Annotated in this window: 16 protein-coding genes and 3 pseudogenes; 11 read left to right on the top strand and 8 right to left on the bottom strand. The window is 70.7% G+C overall.

The window, feature by feature from the left end; translation table 11 throughout:
* Window positions 1–68 precede the first annotated feature (68 nt).
* Window positions 69–1,310: an erythromycin esterase family protein gene (locus ACH492_RS33005; RefSeq protein ID WP_398992005.1), complete on the bottom strand. Its 1,242-nt coding sequence runs from the start codon at window positions 1,308–1,310 to the stop codon at window positions 69–71.
* Between the two features lie 58 nt (window positions 1,311–1,368).
* Between ACH492_RS33005 and ACH492_RS33000 the strand changes: the two genes are divergently transcribed.
* The gene (locus ACH492_RS33000; protein WP_398992003.1) at window positions 1,369–2,118 is read left to right on the top strand and encodes a TioE family transcriptional regulator; all 750 of its coding nucleotides are present in this window, start codon (window positions 1,369–1,371) and stop codon (window positions 2,116–2,118) included.
* Window positions 2,119–2,158: 40 nt separating this feature from the next.
* Here the strand turns inward: ACH492_RS33000 and ACH492_RS32995 are convergent.
* The 3 genes and pseudogenes from ACH492_RS32995 to sbnA form a co-directional block, all read right to left on the bottom strand.
* Window positions 2,159–2,561, bottom strand: a pseudogene (locus ACH492_RS32995) (transposase); the annotation flags it as partial.
* Window positions 2,562–2,591: 30 nt separating this feature from the next.
* Window positions 2,592–2,998 (bottom strand): annotated as a pseudogene (locus ACH492_RS32990) (RidA family protein); the annotation flags it as partial.
* A gap of 1,035 nt (window positions 2,999–4,033) precedes the next feature.
* Window positions 4,034–5,020 carry a 2,3-diaminopropionate biosynthesis protein SbnA gene (sbnA, locus tag ACH492_RS32985; RefSeq protein WP_398992001.1) on the bottom strand — a complete coding sequence of 329 codons (987 nt, stop codon included), beginning with the start codon at window positions 5,018–5,020 and terminating at the stop codon, window positions 4,034–4,036.
* A gap of 602 nt (window positions 5,021–5,622) precedes the next feature.
* On the opposite strand from sbnA, the gene ACH492_RS32980 reads away from it, so the two are divergent.
* The 5 genes and pseudogenes from ACH492_RS32980 (at window position 5,623) to ACH492_RS32960 (ending at window position 13,133) form a co-directional block, all read left to right on the top strand.
* On the top strand, window positions 5,623–8,235 hold the full coding sequence (locus tag ACH492_RS32980; RefSeq protein ID WP_398991999.1) for a Pls/PosA family non-ribosomal peptide synthetase: 2,613 nt from the start codon (window positions 5,623–5,625) through the stop codon (window positions 8,233–8,235).
* A gap of 69 nt (window positions 8,236–8,304) precedes the next feature.
* On the top strand, window positions 8,305–10,806 hold the full coding sequence (locus tag ACH492_RS32975) for an amino acid adenylation domain-containing protein (RefSeq protein WP_398991997.1): 2,502 nt from the start codon (window positions 8,305–8,307) through the stop codon (window positions 10,804–10,806).
* Window positions 10,807–10,829: 23 nt separating this feature from the next.
* Window positions 10,830–11,833, top strand: a pseudogene (locus ACH492_RS32970) (TauD/TfdA family dioxygenase).
* A gap of 62 nt (window positions 11,834–11,895) precedes the next feature.
* Window positions 11,896–12,930 (top strand): 2,3-diaminopropionate biosynthesis protein SbnB, encoded by a 1,035-nt coding sequence (gene sbnB, locus ACH492_RS32965; RefSeq protein ID WP_398992200.1) that lies wholly within the window; start codon window positions 11,896–11,898, stop codon window positions 12,928–12,930.
* The gene (locus tag ACH492_RS32960; protein ID WP_398991995.1) at window positions 12,927–13,133 is read left to right on the top strand and encodes a hypothetical protein; all 207 of its coding nucleotides are present in this window, start codon (window positions 12,927–12,929) and stop codon (window positions 13,131–13,133) included. Before sbnB ends, ACH492_RS32960 begins: the two co-directional genes overlap by 4 nt.
* Window positions 13,134–13,668: 535 nt before the next feature.
* On the opposite strand, the gene ACH492_RS32955 is transcribed toward ACH492_RS32960, so the two are convergent.
* The gene (locus ACH492_RS32955; RefSeq protein ID WP_398991993.1) at window positions 13,669–14,133 is read right to left on the bottom strand and encodes a hypothetical protein; all 465 of its coding nucleotides are present in this window, start codon (window positions 14,131–14,133) and stop codon (window positions 13,669–13,671) included.
* A 556-nt stretch (window positions 14,134–14,689) separates the two neighbouring features.
* On the opposite strand from ACH492_RS32955, the gene ACH492_RS32950 reads away from it, so the two are divergent.
* The 3 genes from ACH492_RS32950 (at window position 14,690) to ACH492_RS32940 (ending at window position 15,524) form a co-directional block, all read left to right on the top strand.
* A complete protein-coding gene (locus ACH492_RS32950) occupies window positions 14,690–14,944 on the top strand; it encodes a hypothetical protein (protein WP_398991991.1) in 255 nt (84 codons plus the stop codon).
* Window positions 14,945–15,018: 74 nt separating this feature from the next.
* Entirely contained in the window at window positions 15,019–15,276 is a 258-nt protein-coding gene (locus tag ACH492_RS32945; RefSeq protein ID WP_398991989.1) for a type II toxin-antitoxin system Phd/YefM family antitoxin, read from the top strand.
* The gene (locus ACH492_RS32940) at window positions 15,273–15,524 is read left to right on the top strand and encodes a type II toxin-antitoxin system RelE/ParE family toxin (RefSeq protein ID WP_398991987.1); all 252 of its coding nucleotides are present in this window, start codon (window positions 15,273–15,275) and stop codon (window positions 15,522–15,524) included. Before ACH492_RS32945 ends, ACH492_RS32940 begins: the two co-directional genes overlap by 4 nt.
* Before the next feature lie 316 nt (window positions 15,525–15,840).
* Here ACH492_RS32940 and ACH492_RS32935 read toward each other — a convergent pair whose 3' ends face one another.
* From ACH492_RS32935 to ACH492_RS32925, 3 genes are all read right to left on the bottom strand, one after another.
* A complete protein-coding gene (locus ACH492_RS32935) occupies window positions 15,841–16,341 on the bottom strand; it encodes a GNAT family N-acetyltransferase (RefSeq protein ID WP_398991985.1) in 501 nt (166 codons plus the stop codon).
* 378 nt (window positions 16,342–16,719) lie between these two features.
* Window positions 16,720–17,295, bottom strand: coding sequence for a hypothetical protein (locus ACH492_RS32930; protein WP_398991983.1), 576 nt, complete (start codon window positions 17,293–17,295; stop codon window positions 16,720–16,722).
* A 561-nt stretch (window positions 17,296–17,856) separates the two neighbouring features.
* Complete coding sequence (locus tag ACH492_RS32925; protein WP_398991981.1) at window positions 17,857–20,055, bottom strand: MMPL family transporter; 2,199 nt, start codon at window positions 20,053–20,055, stop codon at window positions 17,857–17,859.
* 233 nt (window positions 20,056–20,288) lie between these two features.
* Between ACH492_RS32925 and ACH492_RS32920 the strand changes: the two genes are divergently transcribed.
* The gene (locus ACH492_RS32920; protein WP_398991979.1) at window positions 20,289–21,572 is read left to right on the top strand and encodes a sensor histidine kinase; all 1,284 of its coding nucleotides are present in this window, start codon (window positions 20,289–20,291) and stop codon (window positions 21,570–21,572) included.
* Window positions 21,569–22,246: a response regulator gene (locus tag ACH492_RS32915; protein WP_398991977.1), complete on the top strand. Its 678-nt coding sequence runs from the start codon at window positions 21,569–21,571 to the stop codon at window positions 22,244–22,246. Before ACH492_RS32920 ends, ACH492_RS32915 begins: the two co-directional genes overlap by 4 nt.
* The last annotated feature ends 259 nt before the right edge of the window (window positions 22,247–22,505 follow it).

Genomic DNA, 22,505 nt, shown 5'->3' with positions numbered 1-22,505 from the left:
CCCGGACTTCGGCACCGGATACGACCTCGGCATGCGCATCCTCGCAGGTCAGCGACGTCTTTCTGCCGTCAGGTGTCAGCTCGACCCGTTTCGCTGAATAGCCGGGGCCCGCTCTGCGGGACGTCCTTGACGAACACGATGCCGTCGCTGTCCGCCAGGTGGGCCGGGTCCAGCGGGGAGTAGCCGAACCAGGGGGATACGCGGGGCGCGGGCCGCGTGTCGCCGAGGGCGGTGGCCAGCCGCGGGGCGTCGATGACGCAGCGGTCCTCCGGGAGCGCGTAGAGGAGTCCTTCGACGGTGTTGGGCGGCGGGGTGTCCACTCCCTGGTGCCGGATCGTGCCGAGGGCCGTGGCCACGAAGGCGTACCCCTCGCCGAGCCGGGCGCTCACCAGTGCACCGGCGCTCCACCACTGCAGCGGCATCCCGCCCATCCGCATCGTGCTCTTCTCCCGCTGGAGATGGGAGTTGTGGGCGTGGATGAGTGCCGGGCCCCGTTCGGCGACGGCGAGGAGGTTGTGGGCCATCATCTGGTCCCGCAGGCCCACCAGCCGGGTCATGCGGGCCGGTGAGGTGTCGGCCATCCAGTAGTGGTAGCGCAGCAGGCCGGTGGCGGTGCGCCCGTACAGGCGCGCCCGGTCCCGGTCGTCCCGCGGGGCCGCCGTGATCAGGTGCGGCCTCTGCGCGTCGAGCAGCGCTCCCAGATCGTCGGCGAGCAGCCGCAGCTGACTGGCCTGGGCCGACTGCCCCACGGACTGGGCCGGGTCCCTCATCGCGGCGGGATTGGTCCACCGGTCGTCTGCGCCGAGCAGGCGGTCGAGTGTTTCCCCGGTGCAGGGGAGCAGGTCCGCGTCCACCCGGGCCGCGAGGTAGCCGTGGAGTGCGGTGAGGGCCTGCCGGGGGCTCGCGGCGCCGGTGATCTCCAGCGGGCCGTCGAAACCGGCGAAGCGGAGCTGCTCGCAGGCGGGCCGGCCGTCGTTGGAGGCGCGCATCCAGCGCACGAGCTCGCGGTTGGCCGCAAAGGTGCCCCAGCCGTGGCTGAATCCGTGCTCCATGACCTCGTCGAGGGTGCCGGTGCCCGAGGTGACGTAGTCGTCCACGGCCAGGCCCCTCATGCAGTCGCTCTCGATCGTGATCGTCCGGTAGCCCTCCTGCTCGACGAGCTGCCGGAAGAGCTCGTTGCGCAGGTCGAGCAGAGTGTCCTCGCCGTGGGTGGGCTCGCCCAGGGCGAGCAGCCGCGGCCGGGCCGGGAGCAGCCTCATGACGGCGGCGGCCTCGACGGCATGGGCGGTGTCCTTGATGTCAGTAGCCATGCCTTCAACGCTATCGTTGAACCTTCGGTTGAAACTTTCCCGCGATATCGGCAGGACCATGGGACGAAACCTTCAAAACGGTGAACGGCTCAGGCCGGTGGACCTGGCACGCGGGCACGGTCTGTCCACGCAGGCGATCAGGAACTACGAGGAGGCCGGCATCCTTCCGGCCGCCGGTCGCACACCCCACGGCTACCGCACCTACACCCCGCTGCACGCAGGGGCCCTGCGCGCGTTTCTTGCCCTGGTGCCCGGCCACGGCCACCAGACGGCGACGTCGATCATGCGAGCGGTGAACCAGGGCGCGGCCGATCAGGCGCTCCGCCTGATCGACGAGAGCCACGCCCAGCTCCTCGACGACCGCCGGACCCTCCAGGCCGTGGAGAGCGCCCTGCGCGACCTGGAGGGTCCGGGGGCGTCCGAGCCCGAGCCGACCGCGGTGCCCGGGACCGACGGCACGTTCATCGGGCCGCTGGCAGACAAGCTCGGGATCCGACCCGCGACGCTGCGCAAATGGGAGCGCGCCGGGCTCGTGCGCCCGCGCCGCGACCCGCAGACCGGCTACCGCATCTACGGCGAGGCCGACGTGCGGGATGCCCGGCTGGCCCGCCAGCTCAGGCGGGGCGGCTACCTGCTGGAGCAGATCGCCCCGCTGATCGCCCAGGTGCGGGCGGCCGGCGGGCTGGAGCCGCTGGAGGCCGCCCTGCGCGAGTGGCACGGTCGGCTGTCCGCCCGCGGGCGCGCGATGCTGGCCGGGGCCGCCGGGCTGGAGGCATACCTCCACGAGCGCACACCAACCAGGGCCTGACCTGCCTTCGAGGTTGAGACACACCTACTCGGCTTGTTCTTCACCTCTTCAGCCTCTGTAGTGCGACCAGGGTCTTCTCACGGCGGAGGGTCTTGCCCGCGTCGTAGCGGGGTGCCCGGCATCTGTTCTTCGTCCCGGCCGGTCCTCCGGGCCCGGGACGGTGGGGTTTTGGTGCTCTGGCGGGACAGGGCATGTGCTGGCGGAGGTTGCGAAACGTCCGCCGGCCCGGGCCGGGGTGAGCCGGCCGGATGCGGCCGGCTTTTCCCAGGGGGGGCGGAGGTCCTCGGCCCTGGGCCGGGCCGGAGCCGGGTGTGCGCGGCGACGATGAGCCGGGTCCGGCGGTCGGCTGCTTCCGGTTCCCGTGACCGGGGGCGGGTCCAGCCAAGGGTCTGCTTGAACAAGCCGAAGGTGTGCTCCGGGTCGAAACGCCGGAGGAACGCCTGCCGGGCGAGGCCCGGCAACGAGAAGATTCGGTCAGGCAGCGCCACGGTGAGGTCCACCTCGACGAGCTGTCCGGCAAAGCCCAGTTGGGTGACGCCCACGAGTGTGCCGGCGGTGGTGAACGCCGGACCGAGGGCAGAGCCGGTGAGCCAACGCCACCAGGCTCCCAGAGCATCCCTGTCTCGCTCCGCACGTAGATCACTGACCGCACCGCATGCTGCGGCCGGGCCCGCACCGCTGTGCGGGCGGCGAGCGCGTTCGCGCCCACCTGGTCGACTTGCGTCTCAAGGCAACCGGAACCGACGGGGTCACCGTTCCGCTCAAGCGGGCACTGCCCTGCCAGACAGGCCGTACGGCCCATCCCCACCACGGTGATGTGGTGGCAGCCAGGCGTCTCATGCGACTGCCCGGGGTTGATGCGGGTGATCTTCACAGTCATGTCCGCGAGTCCGACCAGCGTGCTGTCGGCACGCATCGCAAGGTGTCCCACCGGCCACTGCGCAGCGGCCAGAGGTTGAAGAACAGGCTCAGAAGCTGTGTCTGAACCTGTGTGTGCTGCTCACAGCGTCATGCAGTGCAGCAAGTGCCGGCACGATCCTGATGCATCCGGAGGCGGAGGTCGTGCAGGGGGCTTGCTTGCTCAGCGCGCTGAGCCAGGGCGTGCGCCTCGGTGACAATCCGGGCCCGGCTTATGACAATTGGGGCAGCGGGCGGAGTGGTACCTCGTGGGGGGATGCGAGGGGCGGTCGGCTGAGACTGCCGTGGCCAGAGATGACCGCGGGGCGGGCCCTTGGTTGTGCCGGGGGTGCGGTGGTCCGCTGATCCCGTCGGCGAAGTCGACGGCGGGGTTGTGTTCGTCGGCCTGCCGCTCGCGGCACTGGCGCCGGCTGCGGGGGACGCGGGCGGGGACCGAGGCGATCCAGACCGCGATGACGTTGAACTGCCGTGAGTGCGGCGTGGGTTGGACCCTCAGGGCGCAGCATCCTTCCTCGGCACGGTACTGCTCTGCCCGCTGCCGCCAACGGGCATGGCATCGGCGGCGCACGGAACAGGGCGGGGCGGGCGCACGGAACAGGGCGGGGCGTGAGGCCGCGTGTTCTGTCCCGGCGGGGCCGCTCACGCGCCGCGGCCGTGCGCCCCGGCAGGCGGCGGCCGTCGGACGGTGCGAAGTGACGGGTTTTCGGGGCGAGCCGGCGGCATGAAGGATGCCGCGTCCGGGCCCGTGAGGGCGGGTGCGGATGTCCGCGATGGCCGGCAGGGTGCCCCGGGACCGTGATGACGAGCTGGTCAAGCAGGGCCGACGGGGGAGACGACGAGCCGCTGTCAGTGGCGGGCTCGCAGATGCGGAGTCAGATCGCCACCCGCATGGCGCAGACCAGGCCGCCTTCGTTTTCCGGTTGCTTGAGCAACTCTCACCCGAGCCTGTTCCTCCAAGGCCGGGCTCCTGCTCCGGGGCTTCACCGTGTGCCGGGGGTCAGGCCGCCTGGGATGCGGCGGTCAGCTCCGGGGAGCCGAGGACGTCCTGGCCGTACAGGTCCTGCACCCAGTTGGTCTGGTAGACGGTCTCCAGATACCGCTCACCCAGATCCGGGGCGATGGCCACCGCGGTCAGCTCCCGTCCCTGCTGCCGGGACAGCCAGTCCACCGCGCCGCTGACCACTGTGCCGGTGGAACCCCCGAACACAAACCCGCGCCTGGCCAGCCGGTGACAGGCCCGGATCGTGTCGGCCTCCGCCACGCACACCACATCGTCGACATAGGACTCGTCCAGCAGCGGCGGGCGCCTGCTGGTGCCCAGGCCGGGAATCATCCGCCGGCCCGGGGCGCCCCCGAAGGTCACCGAGCCCACGCTGTCGACGGCCACGATGCGCACCGGCCGGTGCCACTCGCGGAAATAGCGCGCGCAGCCCATCAGGGTCCCGGTGGTGCCGGCCCCGACGAACAGCACATCCAGGTCCGGGAACTGCCGGGCGATGGCCGGGGCGGTCCTGCGGTAGTGGGCCATGCCGTTGCTGGGGTTGGTGTACTGGTTGAGCCACACATAGCGGTCGTCGCGGGCGCACAGCGCGCGGACGTGGTCGATGCGCGCGCCGAGGAAGCCGCCGACGGGGTCGGGCTCGGTGATGACGTGGACCCGGCTGCCCAGGGCCTCCATCATCATCCTGGTCGACAGGTTGCAGCGGGAGTCGGTCACGCACAGGAACCGGTAGCCCTTGCTGGCTGCGATCACGCTCAGGGCCACGCCCAGGTTGCCCGAGGACGACTCGACCAGGACCGAGTCCGCGCTCAGCAGGCCGTCGCGTTCGGCGGCCTCGACCATTTCGGTGGCGGCCTTGAGTTTGATCGAGCCGGCGAAATTGAAGCCCTCGCATTTGAGGAACAGCGACTGCCCGAAGATTTCCTCGAGGTCGACGTAGAGGTCGTCCTCGTTGAAGGACTGGGGAACGGATATGACGGGCATGGTCGTCTCCTCAGCTGCGGATCAGCGGCCCCCGGCCGCTCATCCGTCTCGGCGCGGCCCGGGGAAGAATTCGCGGCGGGATTGCGGCTCGCCGGAACATCTCCACTACGCCCGAATCGGAGGAGCCTTGTCATGCCACCGAAATTCGGGACTTGACACACACCCCGTTCGCGCATAGGCGGCCCTGCCCGTGCCCGCCCCGGGGGGCGCAGCTGACCGCCCACACCGGGTCATCCGCGGCTTGCGTCCCTGGCCACAGCCGTGTCCGGCCCGCAAAGGGGGGCCTGTCCTGCCGGCCCACCCGGTGCGCGGGAATCGATGGGCCACAGGGGCGGTCACCAGCAATGCCGGGCGGCTTCCGTGCGGAGGGGGCCCGTGCCTGTGATACGCGGCCGAGTGCCGGGCGACGTGCACACAAAGCACCAGAACACGGCGGCGACGACCGGCCGGGCGGTCGGCTTATCAAGACCGGTGTGTTGCGTCAAGCCCCGAATTTCAGGGGCAGGACAGGAATTCCCCGGCCGGGCCTACTGGAGAGGCGGGCACCACGAAATGTGCCCCGCACCGACCGACGCCGACCCAAACGTCTTCAAGGAGCTCATGTGCCAGGGAAATCTGTCGAGGTCCTGACGGCCGATCCGGCCGGCATCCCGACCCGCCAGGACGGCCAGGACGCCCGCCCGGCGACCGGCACCGAGGGGCTCCTGGCCGAGGTGCTGGCCGGCGTCGTGCGCGTCGAGCAGGTGCCGGCCGACAGTCACTTCTTCCATGACCTGGGCGCCGATTCCCTGGTGATGGCCCAGTTCTGCGCCCGGGTCAGGAAGCGGGCGGACCTGCCGACGGTGTCGATGAAGGACATCTACCGGCACCCCACCCTCCGCAGCCTGGCCACCGCGCTCGCCGACGCCGACGCCGACGCCGACGCCGTCCCCGCCCCGTCACCCGCCCTGGGCACGGACCCGGCGCCGGCCCGGGTGCCGGCCACGGCCGCGGCGCCGGCACCGGCCGGCACGCCGCGCTACGTCCTGTGCGCAGCGCTGCAGCTCCTGATCTTCCTCGGCTACTCCTGCCTCACCGCCCTCGTCGCCGTCGAAGGCTACGAGTGGATCTCCGCCGGCTCCGGTCTGCCCGACTCCTACCTGCGGTCGGTCCTGTTCGCCGGCGCGGGCTTCCTGGGCCTGTGCACCCTGCCCGTCCTGGCGAAGTGGACACTCATCGGCCGCTGGAAAGCCGGCGAGTTCCCCCTGTGGGGCATGGCCTATCTGCGTTTTTGGGTCGTCAAGACCCTGATCCGCACCAGCCCCCTGCGCCTGTTCGCCGGCTCGCCGCTCTACGTGCTGTACCTGAGGGCGCTCGGCGCACGGATCGGCAAAGGCGTCACGATCCTCACCCGCACGATCCCGGTCTGCACCGACCTGCTGACCATCAAGGAGGGCACGGTCATCCGCAAGGACGTGCGCATCTCCTGCTACCGCGCCCACGCCGGCCTGATCCAGACCGGCCCCGTCACGCTCGGCAGCCACGTCCTGGTCAGCGAGCACACGGTCCTCGACATCGGGACCGCGATGGGCGACGGTGCCCAGCTGGGCCACGCCTCCTGCCTGCACACCGGACAGCGGGTGCCCGACGGCGAACGCCGGCACGGGTCCCCGGCGCAGCCGGCCGAGGTGGACTACCGCACGGTCGCCCCCGCCGACTGCTCCACCGTCAAAAGGACCCTCTACGGCGCCTGGCAGCTGCTGAACATCCTGGCGGTGTATCTGCCGCTGGCGATAGGCGGCGTGAGCGCCCTGCTCGCCGGCATCCCGCAGCTCAAGGCGCTCCTGCGCCCGGAGCCGGTGGCGTTCACCAGCGCGGCGTTCTACCTGGATGCGCTGACCGTCTCCGTCGTCCTCTTCTTCGGCGCCGCGCTCGCCGGCCTCCTCGTCGTGGGCACCGTGCCACGCGTGCTCAACCGGCTCATCAAGCCCGGCAAGGTCTATCCGCTGTACGGCTTCCACTACGGCATCCAGCGGGCGATCGCGCTGATGACCAACCGGAGGTTCTTCACCACCCTCTTCGGCGACAGCTCCGGCATCGTGCACTACCTGCGCTACCTCGGATACGACCTGTCCGGCGTCGAGCAGACCGGGTCGAACTTCGGCACGCAGGTGCGGCACGAGAGTCCGTATCTGAGCGCTGTCGGCACCGGCACGATGGTCGCCGACGGACTGTCCCTCATGAACGCCGACTTCTCGAGCACCTCCTTCCGGGTGTCCCGCACCTCGATCGGGCCCCGCAACTTCCTCGGGAACAACATCGCCTACCCCGCGCAGGGCAAGACCGGCGACAACTGCCTGCTCGCGACGAAGGTCATGGTCCCCATCGACGGACCGGTGCGCGAGGGGACGGGCCTGCTGGGCTCGCCCAGCTTCGAGATCCCGCGCACGGTGATGCGTGACAACCAGTTCAACCACCTTCAGACCGGCGACGAGCTGCGCCGCCGCCTGGCCGCCAAGAACAAGCACAATGCCGCCACCGCCGGCCTGTACCTGCTGGCGCGGTGGATCCACTTCTTCGTGATCACCCTCATCACGATGGGCGCAGCCGACCTCTACCCCTCGATCGGCGCGTCGGCGTTCGCGCCGGCCGGCGTTCTCACCCTCGCGTTCACCGTGGTCCACTTCGCTCTGTTCGAACGGGCCGTCACGGGATTCAAAGCCCACAGGCCGCTGTACTGCTCGATCTACGAGCCCTCCTTCTGGCGCCATGAACGCTTCTGGAAGATGGCCTCGACCGGCTACATCCAGGTCTTCAACGGCACCCCCTTCAAGAGCATGATCTGGCGGCTGCTGGGCGCCCGGATCGGCAAGCGGGTCTTCGACGACGGCTGCTCCTTCCCGGAGCGCACCCTCGTCACCGTCGGCGACGACAGCACGCTGAACGCAGGGACCGTGATCCAGTGCCACTCGCAGGAGGACGGCGCCTTCAAGTCCGGCCACAGCACGATCGGTGCCGGCTGCACCCTCGGGGTCGGCGCCTTCGTCCACTACGGCGTGACGATCGGCGACGGCGCCCTGCTCGCCCCCGACTCCTTCCTCATGAAGGGCGAGGAAATCCCCTCGCACGCCCGGTGGGGAGGCAACCCGGCCCGGGAGATGCGGGACGACACAACCCGCCTCGAGGCCCGCCGGGAACAGACCGCCACCCACGCCACCTGGGCACCCGGCAACTGACCGCAACGGACCGCACCTGACACCGCGGCACCGGCAACAAGCAGAGGAAGAGACCCGATGGCACCGCATATGAGTCGCACGCAGACCGGCCGGGAGTACTGGCGCGGCGTACTGACAGCCGGCGGTTTCACCCCCGCCCCGCGCTGGACCCCCCACCCGGTGACCGGCGTGGGCCAGTACGAGACACCGGCCCCCCACGACACCGTGGCCGGGCTGCGCCGGCTGGCGGGCGAGCTGGCGGTGCCGCTCAGTTCCCTCCTGCTGGCCGCGCACGCCAAGGTGCTCGCGGCACTGTCCGGCGAGCAGGAGATCACCACCGGCTACGTCGCCGAGGGCGGCCGCCTGCTGCCGTGCCGGCTGACCACCGCACCCGCCTCATGGCGCCAACTGCTGCACCACACCCACCAGGCCGCCACCGAACTGCTGGCCCACCAGCACGTCCCGGCCCGGGACATCGACGCTCAACGGCGCGAACTGGGCCTGACCGGCCCGTCGTTCGAGACCGTCCTCGATCCCACCGGCGCCGGCGCAGACCTCACCGGGGACACCGCGCTGCGGGTGGGCATCGCTGAGCACGACGGCCGGCTCGTACTGCGGCTGCGCTACCGCACCGAGATGCTCGACGCCGACAGCGCCGCCCGCATCGCCGGCTATCACCTGACCGCGCTCGCGCTGATCACCGCCGACCCCGATGCCGAACACGCACGCCAGAGCCTGCTGTCCGGCCACGAGCTGCGGTTCCAGCTCGAGGAACTGGCCGGAGCGGTCCGGGAGTTGCCCGACCGGCGGGTGCATGAGCTGTTCGAGGACCGGGTGCGGATGCATCCGGATGCGCTCGCCGCCGTGCACGCCGGCCGGCAGTGGACCTATGGGGAGCTCAACGCCCGGGCAAACCGGCTGGCCCGCGCCCTTGCAGCCCGCGGGCTTGCCCGCGAAGGCGTCGTCGCGGTGGTGAGCGAACGCAGCCTCAACTGGCTGGCCGCCGTCATCGCGGTCTTCAAAGCCGGAGGTGTCTACCTCCCCGTCGAGCCGCACTTCCCGGCCGAACGCATCGCTGCCACCCTCTCCCGCGCCCAATGCACCCTGGTGCTGACCGAACCCGGCAGCACCACCACCCTCGACCAGGCACTCGACTCCCTGCCCGGAACCGAGAGGCTCTTGATCGAGGCGGCCTGCGAAGAAGACCACGCCGACGATGATCTCGGCATCCACGTCACGCCCGACCAGCTCGCCTACATCTACTTCACCTCCGGCTCCACCGGTGAGCCGAAAGGCGCGATGTGCGAACACGCCGGCATGCTCAACCACCTCTACGCCAAGATCGACGACCTTAGGGTCGGCGAGGGACAGGTGGTGGCCCAGACCGCGCCGCAGTGCTTCGACATCTCCCTGTGGCAACTTCTCTGCGCGCTGCTGGCCGGCGGGCGGACCCTGCTGGTCGAACAGGACGTCATCCTCGACGTCCCCCGCTTCCTCGACACCCTCACCGACGGCAAGGTCACCGTCCTGCAGGTCGTGCCCTCCTATCTCGAAGCCGTCCTGACCGAGCTCGAACAGCGCCCCCGCACGCTGCCCGACCTGCGCTACGTGTCGGTCACCGGCGAGGCGCTGAAGAAGGAACTCGCCGAGCGCTGGTTCACCGCCCAGCCCCGGATCGCCCTGGTCAACGCCTACGGACTCACCGAGACCTGCGACGACACCAACCACGACGTCATGGACCGGGCGCCGCAGCGCATCCTGCTCGGCCGCCCGGTCAACAACGTGCACGTCTACGTCGTCGACGAACACCTCACACCGGTGCCGCTGGGTGCCCCGGGTGTGATCGCGTTCTCCGGGGTCTGTGTCGGCCGCGGCTACATCAACGACCCCGAACGCACCCGGGCGGCCTATCTGGCCGATCCGCACCGCGAAGGCATGCGGCTCTACCTCGGCGGCGACTACGGCCGCTGGCACCCTTCGGGGAAGCTGGAGTTCCTCGGCCGCCGCGACGCCCAGGTCAAGATCCGCGGGTTCCGGATCGAGATCGGCGAGATCGAGAACACCCTGCTGCGCCTTGCCGGTGTCCGCGACGGCGCGGTGGTGGTGTCCGAACGCGCCGACCGGAGCAAGCACCTGGTCGCCTTCTACTGCGGCCCCCGCCCCCTCGACACCCAGGCCCTTGCCGACCGGCTGGGTGCCTCGCTGCCCGCCTACATGGTCCCCTCCGCCTTCCACTGGCGCGCAAGCCTGCCGCTGACCGCCAACAGCAAGACCGACAAGAAGGCGCTGGTGGCGCTCGCCGCGCAACTGGGCACCACCGAGGACGGCCACGAGATGCCGGCCACACCGGCCGAGCAGCGGCTGGCGGCCGCCTGGGGACAGGTCCTCGGCGTCCAGGAGGACCGGATCGGACGCCGCGACCACTTCTTCGACCGCGGCGGCACCTCCCTCTCCGCGGTGAAGCTCGCCATCGCCCTGGACCGCGCCGTGTCCCTGGGGGACGTCACCGCACACCCGGTCCTCACCGACCTCGCCGCCCTGCTCGACAGCACACCCCAGCGCCACGCAACCCAACCGCCGGCCTCCTCCTGAACCACATCGAAAGGAAAAGCACCATGCCGTACCCGATCCCGCAGTCCCTGCCCGAGGCGGACCTGCACCCCGGCACACCCCCGATCCTGCACACCGGCCCCCCCACGACGCGCCGGCCTGGGCGGCCGAGCACCACCACGCACTGCGCACCCTGGTCACCGAACACGGCGCACTCCTCATCCGCGGCCTGCACCTGCGCGACGCGGACCAGGCCGGCGCCGTCTTCCACGAACTGGCCCCGGCCCTGATGACCGACAAGGAAGCCTTCGCGCCCCGCCAGGCCTGCACCCCGGGCGTGTACTCCTCCTCGGCATGGCCGCCGAACCAGCCGATGTGCATGCACCACGAACTCAGCTACACCCACAGGCCCCCCGGCCTGATGCTGTTCGCCTGCCTGAGCGCACCCGCCACCGGCGGGGCCACCGCCATCGCCGACGCCCCCACCGTCCTTGAGGCACTGCCCACCGAGCTGGTCCACCGCTTCGAACAGGAAGGCTGGCTGCTCACCCGCACCTACAACGACGAGATCGGCGTCCCCTGCGCCCAGGCCTTCGGCACCGACGACCGCACCGCCATCGAGGACTACTGCCGCACCCACGCCATCGACTTCGCCTGGCAGAGCGACGGCAGCCTGCGCACCCGCCAGCACCGCCCGGCCGTGACGGCCCACCCGGTCACCGGCCGCCGCTGCTGGTTCAACCAGATCGCGTTCCTCAACGAATGGACGATCGAACCCGAGATCCGCGAATACCTCATCGACGTCTACGGCGCCGGCCAGCTGCCGTTCAACACCCGCTTCGGCAGCGGCGACCCGATCGGCGAGGACATCATCCGGCTCCTGGGCGACACCTACACCGCCCACACCCTCCGCGAACCGTGGCAGAGCGGCGACCTGATGCTCGTCGACAACCTGCGCACCGCACACAGCAGGGAGGCCTACGAGGGACCCCGCGAGGTACTCGTCGCCATGGCCGAGCCGCTGCACCTGGCCCACTGCCCGCCGACCGCCGAGGTGAGCCCCCGATGACCGCCCAGCGCCCGCCCGCCACGCAGCCCCCCGTGTCCCAGCCCCCCGTGTCCCAGCCCCCCGTGTCCCAGCCGTCCCCCGTGCCCCCGTTCGCCGTGATCTCCGGCGCCCAGGTCCAGCAGGCCCTGGGGGACCGGGAAAAGCAGATCGTGGACCTCATCGAGGCCACCTACCAGCTGCACGCCGCCGGAGAGTCGGTCAACCCGCCCTCCTACTTCCTGCGCTTCCCCGACCGCCCCTCCTCCCGGATCATCGCGCTGCCCGCCTCGATCGGCGGCCGGGTGCGCGTCGACGGCCTCAAATGGATCTCCAGCTTCCCCGACAACGTCCAGGCCGGCATCCCGCGCGCCTCGGCCGTGCTCATCCTCAACGACCACGACACCGGCTACCCCTTCGCCTGCCTGGAAAGCTCCATCATCAGCGCCACCAGAACCGCCGCATCGGCCGCCCTCGCCGCCGGCCACCTCACCGGCAACCGGCAACGCCCCACCCGCATCGGGTTCTTCGGCACGGGCCTGATCGCCCGCTACATCCACACCTTCCTGACCGGCACCGGCTGGACCTTCGACGAGATCGGCGTCCACGACCTGTCCCCCGATAGCGCCGCCGGCTTCCGCGACTGTCTGGAGCAGACCGGCACCGCCGGACAGATCACCGTCCACGACAGCCCCGAGGAACTGATCCGCTCCAGCGACCTCGTCGTCTTCGCCACCATCGCCGGCGAGCCGCACATCAGCGATGTGGCCTGGTTCGGCCACAACCCCCTGGTCCTGCACGTGTCCCTGCGCGACCTCGCACCCGAGATCATCCTCGCCTCGGCCAACATCGTCGACGACGTCGAACACTGCCTCACCGCCAACACCTCCCCGCACCTGGCCGAACAGCTCACCGGCAACCGCGACTTCCTCAACGGCACACTCGACGACGTCATGACCGGACGAGTGACACCCCCCACGGACCGGCCCCTGGTGTTCTCACCCTTCGGCCTCGGAGTACTCGACCTCGCCGTCGGCACATACGTCTACGACCAGACGGCCCGCTCCGGGCAGCTCCACGTCATCGCGGACTTCTTCCACGACCTGCGCCGGCACGGATGACCGGTGCGCAGCACCCTGCCGCGGAGGCCGACGGGCCTGTCGTATCCACTGCCGAAGGCCAGGAGCAGGGTGCGCGGCGGCCGGGAGGGGCACCGGCGGATGCCGGTGCGGTGCCCTGCCGCGTCCAGCGGGAGATGCAGTCCATCGAGGGCTGTGACCTGCCCGGCTTCAGGCAGGAGCAGGCGGCGGGCGGAAACTGCTGAGCTGCGGACTTCCGCCTCGGCCTGGAACGTGTGCGCGCTGACCTGTGGTGCCGCAACGCGCTGCGGACGACGGCAAGTTCGCTCGGAGGCGTGGAGAGGCCGTTTTCCCGTGGGTGTCGTGAACCCGGGCCGATGCTGTCGGTCAAGTCCGCTCGGACTTGACGGGGGTTGGCCGTTCTCGGCCGGCCGGGCCGGTGCTGGTGCGTGCAGAAAGCGGCCAGGCCGAGGCCGGCGCCGGCCGGCACGGCTGCGGCCACTTTGCGGCCGGTCTGGGCGAGGCCGTGCAGGAGGCGGTGGCAGTCGATGCGGTCTGATCCGTCCTGCGCGGACTGTTCCTCCGCGATCGCAGGCCGGGAGACCGTCGTGAGGGTGATGTGGAGGAAGTCGTCGGACCGGCCGACAAGTTGGCCGGTGCAGGCGGAGCCGGCCCAGACCTGGTGATCTGGGGCTGGGGCCGCCTCCATGCCGGGCGAGTACCGGCACAGGTGACCAAGCCCGAAACGCCGTTCGAAGCTGTCCGCAAGACCCCGCATGTCTAGGAAGCGGCGAGATCGTCCCGCATGGCTGCCCGGAGCGCTTTGAGGGCGTCGGTGAGCGCCGATAGTGCCTCGTTCCACTGGGAGTTGGCGCGTACGTCGGGTTCATCGAAGCAGTCACGCAGATCACGAAGTCTCGTGAATGCCTGATCCGCCATGTGTCCCAGCGTTTCGGGGGCCGTGATCAGCATCTGATAGCGCAGCCCGTAGGCGCCGCCGGAGCCCAGGATCTCGCCTGCCTGCCGCACCCGGTCCTCCAACGTCAGCGATGGGGACCGTCTGAGATCGCGCAACCGGTGCGTGGTCAGGGAGAGCGCCGCAAGGTATTCACCGTAGAGCTGTCGTTTGACGGACTGCTCACGAGAGGAATGATCACGTTTCCAGCGCGAACGCTCGGCCAGCATGGTTGTCCCCACGCCGACAGCCGCGCCCAGCGCGGTACCGACCAAGGTCCCCCAGTCCATGGCCAGAGGCTAATCGGCTATTCAACAACTACATGGGGGCTAGCCCTACTTCAGGCCAACACGGCGAAGGAGCCTTGAACCCGTGGGGGACGCTGAAACAGGCCTCGCGTTCGGCGTCCGGGCCGCGGCGGGTGACATTGGGGCCGGTGTAGCCGGGCAGGTGCTGGCAGAACAGGGCGTTGAGGGAGCCGAAGGTGCGCTCGACGATGCCTTTGGCGGTGGGAGCGCGGGGGAGCGGGGGTTCCTTCGCGTTCGGTGTACTGGCGCAGGGGCGGTGATGCCGCGCTGGAAGCTGGCCGATAGGCCTTTGCCTCACGTGCCTGCGCCCGGGTCGGCTGCGCCCTAGGCTGCCTGGCATGACGCGAGGAGACGAGGCCGCTCCCGGCTTCTGGGGCACCGGTGACGGGGGCGTCCAGCCGCCCCTGACCGAGCAGGCCGTACGGGACGCCGAACACGCCCTCGGGGTACGCCCCCCGCGGCCCTGCTGGCCCGCACCGCTTTCCCCACCAGCTCGCCCACCTCCTGGAGCCAGGACCACGTCCCCTTCACCGACCTGATGGGCATCGGCCGCCGCGCACGCACCCCCTCCCTCCTGGAGACCCCCTACCTGGTCAGGGAATGGGACCTGCCCTCACCGCTCGTGCTGCTCACCGGCGCAGACACTGCTGGATTGCCCTCGACTACCGCGCCTGTGGCCCCCGGGGGGCCCTCGGTCACCTGGTTCGACGCCGACCTCGGCACGGAGCTCGCACTGGCCGCCGACTTCCCCGCCTTCCTCCAAGGCCTCACCGCCGCTGGCGACTTCACCTGAGCCCTGCGCCCCTGCCCCCGGTCAGCCGCAGCAGACCCCTTCCCGAAATCCGCGTGAAGTGTACACTTCTGTACATGAGTGAAACGCTGCCGATTACCGAAGCGCGCGCACGGTTCGGCTCGCTGGTCCGCCGAGCCTCCCACGCCCGCGAACGGATCACGATCACCGACCACGGACAGCCCGCCGCCGTCCTCATCAACCCGCAGGAACTCGCCGACCTCGAAGACGACCTCGCTCTGGCCCAGTACCGCGCCCGGCAGACAGCAGGCACCGCTACCACCGTGCCCCACGATGACGTACGCATCCGCCTGGGCCTGGAGCCGACTTCTTGACTTACGAGATCGTCTGGGACGAGCCCGCGATTAACGCGGACGCCCAGTTCCTCACAGACGACCCCGACGGCCTGCGCCAGCTCATGGACGCCATCGAACTCCTCGCCAACCACCCCCGGCCCGACGGCACCGCCGAATACGGCTCACCCGACCTGCGCCGCATGCACGTCGGCCGCTACCGCGTTCTCTACGAGATCACCGACAGGACCGTCACCATCGTCGTCGTTCACATCGGACGCACCGGCTGACAGGGGAGGAGGGGCGCCCCGCTCCCCCCACGCCGCACTGCTCGATCCTCCTCGACGACCAGAGCGAGCCCTGCCACAAGGTCTGCGCCGAGGCGATCAGCGGGCGCTGAACCCGCCGAATTCCAGGAGCATGCTGACTCAATTTGGTGCCCAGGCCAACGGCGGGCTGCAGGGGGCCGAGACAGGCATCGACGCGGCCGGGCTCGCTTCTAACGGTGGCCGCAGGACGACTCTGGTGTCTGCGGTGCGGCCGGGCGTGCCGTCCGCTACGAGGCAACCGTACGGGTCGCAGCCATCAACGAGTGGTTGTGACCACTCACACGGCACGCTCCATGCACACCAGCTGATCCCGCTCGTCCCAGGACTCGGTGACGGTGAAACCGAGCCGCTCGTAGAGGCCAATGGCACCCGCCCGCCACTTCCACACCGACAGCCCTACCGTGCTGACGCCGCTTTCCGCGCAATGTGCCAGCGCGGCGCTGACCAGAGCGGACGCGATGCCCCCGCCCCGGAATGCCGGGTCCGTCCAGAGCCTCTTGGCCTCTGACCGGCCGCCCACGGGGGCCTTCACCACCAGGCAGCCCACCGCAGTGTCCCCGCTCAGGGCCACCAGCACGACATCGTCGGCGAACGCGGTCCGCGGGTCCGAGATTTCTGCCCGGTAGCGGTCCGGCAACCCGTCCGCATCGGCCACAGCCTCGCCCTTCTCGGCCTCCGTCCGCAGATGGTAGGCCGCCAGCAACTCGGCCAAGCCGGCCTCCTCACAAGGGCCCTGACCTGGCCAGCGGACGATGACAGCCTCGCGTTGATCAGTCATAACGCCAGCATCACACGACCCGTACCAGACACCGAACGAACCCTTTGAGTCACTTTCGCAACGCGCCCCGGTGACCTCTGTGCCAGGCAGCAGCTGCTCCTGTGCGACCGCACCCAGGCGTTGCCGCTGCCCCCTTGAGGAACCGACAGAATGCGATGACCTGCACAAACGTGGCTCGACATGTGCGCAGGTCCGGTGTTGAAACGTGAAGGTCCCCGGCAAGCACGTCAGTTGGCCGGTTGAGCATCACCGTTGGCCATGTCGTCTGACCTGGACCCATGCCTCATCACCGTCATGGTGCCGATCGTCGCGGTCGCTCACAGGCCGGCAGCGGCCCGGCAGCTGCTCCTCGCCGTCCTGTCATGTCCGCACTCGCGTTCAGCCCTGGCGAGGCCGGCCGGCCGCGGCCGCCTCTTTCCTGACCCGAGCCCGGTCAAGGGACCACGCGCACAGGCCCACCAGTACGGCCGCCCCGGCCGCGTAGACCGGCAGCCACAGGGTCGTAGTGGCCGAAAGGCAGTCGGAAACGGCGGCTTCGCTCTGGATTTCCTGCGCGTGAGTCATGGCGGCAGGGTCGCGGCCGGCCAGGTTGGCCAGTGCGGCCTCCGCGTGGATGCCCTCGTACCTGCCCAGCTCAGGACACGCGCCGCGGGTGCCTTGCATCGGGAACAGCCACGCCCAGCGCTGCAGCGCCGGGGCCAATGTGATCGCTACGCACAGGCCGACGACCAGCGAGTACGCAGTCAGATTCCGCATGTACGCAGACAGGGCGCCAGGCATCCATGCCGGCAGCCGGTAGAAGGTGAAGATCAGCGCAAGAAGCGTCACCCCGACGTAGGTGGCGAACCATTGCCAGGAACCCTGTGCGAGCGCGGCTGTGAGCACGGCGGCGAGCGCAATGCCGATGACCCCCGGCTGACTGGAAGTGTCCTGGCCCGCGCCGGTGGTCGCCAATTTCCCGGCTCCTTGAAGGCTGGGGTCGTCCACGGTCTCTCCCGCATGGCTCGGAGGCCGCCAGCATCCGGTCACCTCGTGCCGTCGGCCCGGCACCATGCCGGACCGGCCCGCAAATCCCGCTCGGTTGGCCGGGGCCGCAAAGCCGGGCGCTGCCGCCGAGGGACCGACGAGGCCCGCCGCGCTCGCCCACCCGCCACGGCCGGGAACTGGCCCCGGCACGAACGTCGCCGGACTCGGCAAGGCCCCTCAGCACGCTGACCCTCACCGGGCATTGCGTCACCCCACGCGCCGCATGCGCCGGTTCCCCTCTTGCCGCCGTGCCCGGCTGGCTCAGTTGCGCGGCCCGATCGGGGCGTTGGCGGTGGATGAGGCTCTCCCACCCGGTGGCGGACGGTCCAGTGCAGCTCATCGGTGGCCGGATCGCAGGCCGGTGCGCGTCAGCGCGCGGCCGGCTGCAGCCGGTGCACCGGCCGCCGCGCCGCGGACCACCGTGGCACGGTGGTCCGCGGCGCGTGCGGTGAACAGCCCGACGGCGTCCGTAGCGGGCGATGGCCGTGCTCAGCTGCCGGTCGTCGGCATCTTCAATGCCGTCGCGTCAGCCCTTTCGGATGTGTCGTCGAGTACGGGCTCGGGCCGGCGTGGGATGCCGGTGCTCTCTTTGCTCAGGTGCGGCAGCCGACGGTCGAGCCAGCGGGGAATCCACCAGTTCGCACGGCCCATCAGCGCCATGGCCGCGGGCACCAGCACCATGCGGACGATCGTCGCATCGAGCACGACCGCCGTTGCCAGGCCCAGGCCCATCATCTTGACGATCGGCGACGGGTGGGCGACGAAGCCGAGGAACACCACCGTCATGATCAGCGCGGCGGAGGTGATCACGGGGCCGGTGCCTGCGATGCCGCGCGCCACCGACTCGGCGTTGTCACCTGTGGCGTCGTACTCCTCGCGGATACGCGAGAGCAGGAAGACCTCGTAGTCCATGGACAGGCCGAACAGGACGGCGAAGAAGATCGTGGGCAGCGGCGAGGCGATCAGGAGCGTCTCGTCCAGGTTGAACACGTCCTTGAGCCACCCCCACTGGAACACGGCGACCACCGTGCCATAGGCCGCGCCGATCGACAGCAGGTTCATCACGGTGGCTTTGAGCGGCACCGCGATGGACCGGAAGACCACCATGAGCAGCAGGAAGGACGCGGCCAGGATCGCGGCGATGAAGATCGGCAGGGTGTCGGCGAGCTGCTCGGTCAGGTCGTCGGTCATGGCGGTCAGGCCGGACACGGCGACATTGGCGGGCAGCAGGTCGCGGACGCGCTCGAGGGTCGCGGACGTCTCGGCGTCCGAGGACGCGGTGGTGGGGATCACGGGCAGCACGACGGTGTCTGTGGTGGGGGAGAGCCGCGGCGTGCCGACCTTGGCGATGCCGGGGTCGGCGGCGACGCGCTTCGACAGCGCCTCGATGGTCTGGGCGCTCACGCCGGGGCTGCGCAGGTCGGCGACGAGCAGGAGCGGGCCGTTGATGCCCGGGCCGAACCCCTCCGCCAGCAGGTCGTAGGCGCGACGGTGCGTGGTGCTCCTCGCATCGTCGCCGGCGTCGGGGAAGCCTGTTTGCATCCGCAGCGCGGGCCCGGCCAGCGCGAGCAGCGCCACTGAGGCGAGGACCAGGTAGGGCCATGGCCGGCCGCAGACGCGGTGGGAGAAGCGCCACCATGCCGTGTTCTGGGGCCGCTTGACGAGGCGTCGGCGGCGCATGAGCCGTCCCGCGTCGATGCGGTCGCCGAGCAGCGACAGCAGTGCCGGCAGCAGTGTCAGCGCGGTGGCCACGGCGAAGAGCACCACCAGCGAGGTGCTGAGGCCGATCGAGGCCAGGAAGCCCGCGCCGGTCAGTACGAGCGCGGTCATCGCCACGACGACGGTGCCGCCTGCGAATACGACGGCGGAGCCCGAGGAGCTCATGGCGTTCGACAGGGCGGTGGCGCTGTCCTGGCCTGCGCCGCGTTTCTCGCGGTAGCGGGCCACGATGAACAGGGCGTAGTCGATGCCCACGCCGAGCCCGATCATCGCGCCGATCGTCGGCGCGGCGCTTGAGACGTCCATCGCGTTGGCCAGCAGCAGGATGCCTCCGAGGCCGACGGCGACGGCCACCAGGGCGAGCGCGATGGGGACCAGTGCGGCCACGATCGTCCCGGACGCGACGACCAGCACGACCACTGCGGCCAGCAGACCGGCCGCCTCCGCGCCGGAGGTTTCGCTCTGGGCGTTGATGAACGCTGCTTCGCCGCCGAGCTCGGCCGCGACGCCGCTGTGTCGTGCCGGCTCCATCGCGTCGCTGATCGTGCCGAGCGGCTTCGGCCCGAGGTCGCCGGACGGCAGGTCGAAGGCTATGTCGGCGAAGCCGACGCGCCCGTCGGGCGACACCGTGCCGGCGGTGAACGGATCGACCACCGCGTCGACATGCTCCACCTCGGAGATCCGGGCGATGGCCGCGTCGACGGCGGGCCGGTGGCGCTCCAGCCGCTCCCCGGGCGGCGCGGCGAAAACCGCTACGGCGCTGCCGTCGGCCGCTTGCGGAAAGCGCTCCTCGAGGAGCTCCATCGCCTGCTCACTCTCACTGCCGGGAGCGACGAGGTCGTCGACGAACGCACCACCGGCACCAGCGGCCAGTGCGATGACGACGGCGGCGGTGACCAGCCACGCCCCGATCGTGGCCCAGGGTCTGCGGGCGCTGGCGTCGCCGATGCGGCGGATGAGGCGATGCACAACGGTGCTCCTTCGGTGGCGCGGGCCGGACGGCACATGTGCCGGCGGTGACGGCGTGGTCTTACTGTGCGTGCCCAGAGCGGCACCGTCGCCCGCCTCAGGGCGGGGCGGCGCTCCCCTCCGCAGGCGGGCCGTGCGGGTGGACGGTGCGCGTCTCTCCCCCCGCAGGGCGGAGAGCCGCATCCGCCTGCAGGCTGATGACCGCGCCCGCGACCCTGGCCTACGGTGAGCCGGTGACCGCTGACGACCCGCGCGGCCACCGCCCGCCCTACCGTGGAGCGATAGTGAACCGCGCGTCGCTGCGATCCCTGACGCCGCTGGGCAATGCCCCGGGCAGGTTCCGGGGCCCCTTCACCCGCTGGCCCCGCAGCGCGGACGCCGTCCTGGCGACCGTGACCTTCCTCGCCATGGTGTTCGTGGTGGAGGGACCCGGCGATATGCTGGTCATCCGCCCCCTCGGCGATGTCCCGTTCGCTGCCTTGCCGGTGTTTGCCGCCGCCGGCGCAGCGCTGTACTGGCGCAGGCGCGCGCCCCTGGCCGTTCTGGGCGTGACGCTGGGCGCCTGGGCCATGACGCTCGCAAGCAGCAACACGGACGTGGGCGGGGCGGCGATCATCGCCCTGTACAGCGCGGGGCGGCACACCACCAACGACCGGTGGGGCCAGGTGGGCCTCGCCGTGGCCATCGTCGTGGTCAACATCGATGCCCTCGACGATCCGGCCCCGTGGGTGGAAACAGCTGTCGTCGGCGCCGTCTTCCTGTCCGGGGCGTGGTACGTCGGGCGCCGCCTGCGCCTGCGCAAGGAGCGCGCCGCCCAACTGCTGCGGGAACAGGCCGCCGAGGCCCGCCGGATCGTCACCGAGGAGCGGACCCGTATCGCGCGCGAGCTGCACGATGTGGTCGCCCACCGGGTGAGCCTGATGACGGTGCAGGCGGGCGCAGCCAGGACCGTGGCCGCCGAGGACCCCGCGGGCGCCCGCCAGGCGATGGCGGCGGTGGAGGAGGTGGGACGCCAGGCACTGGACGAGCTGCGCCACCTGCTCGGGGTCCTGCGACCGCAAACCGGCCCCGACGGGCTGGGCCCGCAGCCAGGCCTCGCCGATCTCGCCCAGCTCCTCGAGCAGGTCCGCAGGGCGGGTGTGGACGTCACGCTGGTGGACTCCTTGCCCACAGCACAGGCGGTGCCGGGCCGGCTTCCGGCGCGCGTGGACCTGTCCGCGTACCGCATCGTCCAGGAGGCGCTCACCAACGTGCTCAAGCACGCCGGACGCGGTGCCCACACCGAGGTGCGGCTCGGCGCCGACCGGAGCGGGATCGTCATCGAGGTGCTCGACGACGGTCACGGCGCCACCGTCCCACCCGGACCGGGCCTCACCCGGGGCGGTGCGCAAGGCCATGGCATCGTCGGGATGCGGGAGCGGGCACTGCTGCTGGGCGGGACCCTCGACGCCCGGCCGCGCGCGGGCGGCGGGTTCCGCGTCGTCGCCCACCTGCCCACCGGAGGCGAGCCGGCATGAGCATCAGCGTCGCCGTGGTCGACGACCAGGCACTGGTCCGCGGGGGCCTCACCATGATCCTGCGCACCCACGACGACATCGAGGTCGTCGCCGAGGCCGGAACCGGACTCGAGGCGATCGAGGTGGCACGCCGGCACCGCCCCGACGTGATCCTGATGGACATCCGGATGCCCGAGATGGACGGCCTGGAGGCGACCTCCCGGATCCTGGCCGAAGCAGACTGGAACGTGCGGGTGGTGATCCTGACCACGTTCGATCCGGACGAGTACGTCTACCAGGCATTGCGCGCCGGTGCCAGCGCCTTCGTGCTCAAGGACATCCCACCCGAACAACTCGCCCCCGCCGTCCGCACCGTGGCCGACGGCGGGGCACTGCTGGCACCGTCGATCACCCGGCGCCTCATCGGCAGGTTCGCCGCGCCGCCCAACGTCAACACCGCCGTCTCACGCCGCCTGGAACGCCTCACCGGCCGCGAACGTGACGTGCTCGCCGCCGTCGCACGGGGGTCCAGCAACTCGGAGATCGCCGAAGAACTCTTCATCGGAGCCGCGACCGTCAAGTCGCACGTGTCGAGCATCCTCATCAAGCTCGGCCTGCGCGACCGCACCCAGGTCGTGATCTTCGCCTACGAGAGCGGGCTCGTCGAAGCCGGTGCCCGCGACATCGGCCACTGAGCATCCGGACAGGCAGCACCGGCCCGTGGCACGAGCACACCAGCACCGAACCCCGCGACGCACCGCGCGAGCAGGCCGGGGCCGGCCGGCACCTGCTCGCCGACTCCGACGAGTTCCAGCAGTTCCCCGCCCCGCTGCCCGAGATGATCGCCGCCGCACAGGAGACCGGGCGGCGCGTGACCGGTGGGCTCACGCCCGCCCGAGTCGCGGCCGACGGCCGCCTCACCACTGGCGGCCCGAAGCCCGGGCAGTATCCCCG

The sequence above is a fragment of the Streptomyces sp. NPDC019443 genome (genome assembly GCF_044389785.1).
Taxonomy (GTDB): Bacteria; Actinomycetota; Actinomycetes; order Streptomycetales; family Streptomycetaceae; genus Streptomyces.
Note: the sequence above shows the minus strand (reverse complement) of the source record. Positions and strands in the feature narration are given on the sequence as shown.

Bases quoted from the DNA above. Each gene is read 5' to 3' on its own strand.
- ACH492_RS32950 (WP_398991991.1), top strand. From the start codon at position 14,690: ATGGGCATCGGCCGCCGCGCACGCACCCCCTCCCTCCTGGAGACCCCC.
- ACH492_RS32915 (WP_398991977.1), top strand. From the start codon at position 21,569: ATGAGCATCAGCGTCGCCGTGGTCGACGACCAGGCACTGGTCCGCGGG.
- ACH492_RS32975 (WP_398991997.1), top strand. From the start codon at position 8,305: ATGAGTCGCACGCAGACCGGCCGGGAGTACTGGCGCGGCGTACTGACA.
- ACH492_RS32945 (WP_398991989.1), top strand. From the start codon at position 15,019: ATGAGTGAAACGCTGCCGATTACCGAAGCGCGCGCACGGTTCGGCTCG.
- ACH492_RS33005 (WP_398992005.1), bottom strand. From the start codon at position 1,310: ATGGCTACTGACATCAAGGACACCGCCCATGCCGTCGAGGCCGCCGCC.
- ACH492_RS32955 (WP_398991993.1), bottom strand. From the start codon at position 14,133: ATGGACTGGGGGACCTTGGTCGGTACCGCGCTGGGCGCGGCTGTCGGC.
- ACH492_RS32960 (WP_398991995.1), top strand. From the start codon at position 12,927: ATGACCGGTGCGCAGCACCCTGCCGCGGAGGCCGACGGGCCTGTCGTA.
- sbnA (WP_398992001.1), bottom strand. From the start codon at position 5,020: ATGCCCGTCATATCCGTTCCCCAGTCCTTCAACGAGGACGACCTCTAC.
- ACH492_RS32935 (WP_398991985.1), bottom strand. From the start codon at position 16,341: ATGACTGATCAACGCGAGGCTGTCATCGTCCGCTGGCCAGGTCAGGGC.
- ACH492_RS33000 (WP_398992003.1), top strand. From the start codon at position 1,369: ATGGGACGAAACCTTCAAAACGGTGAACGGCTCAGGCCGGTGGACCTG.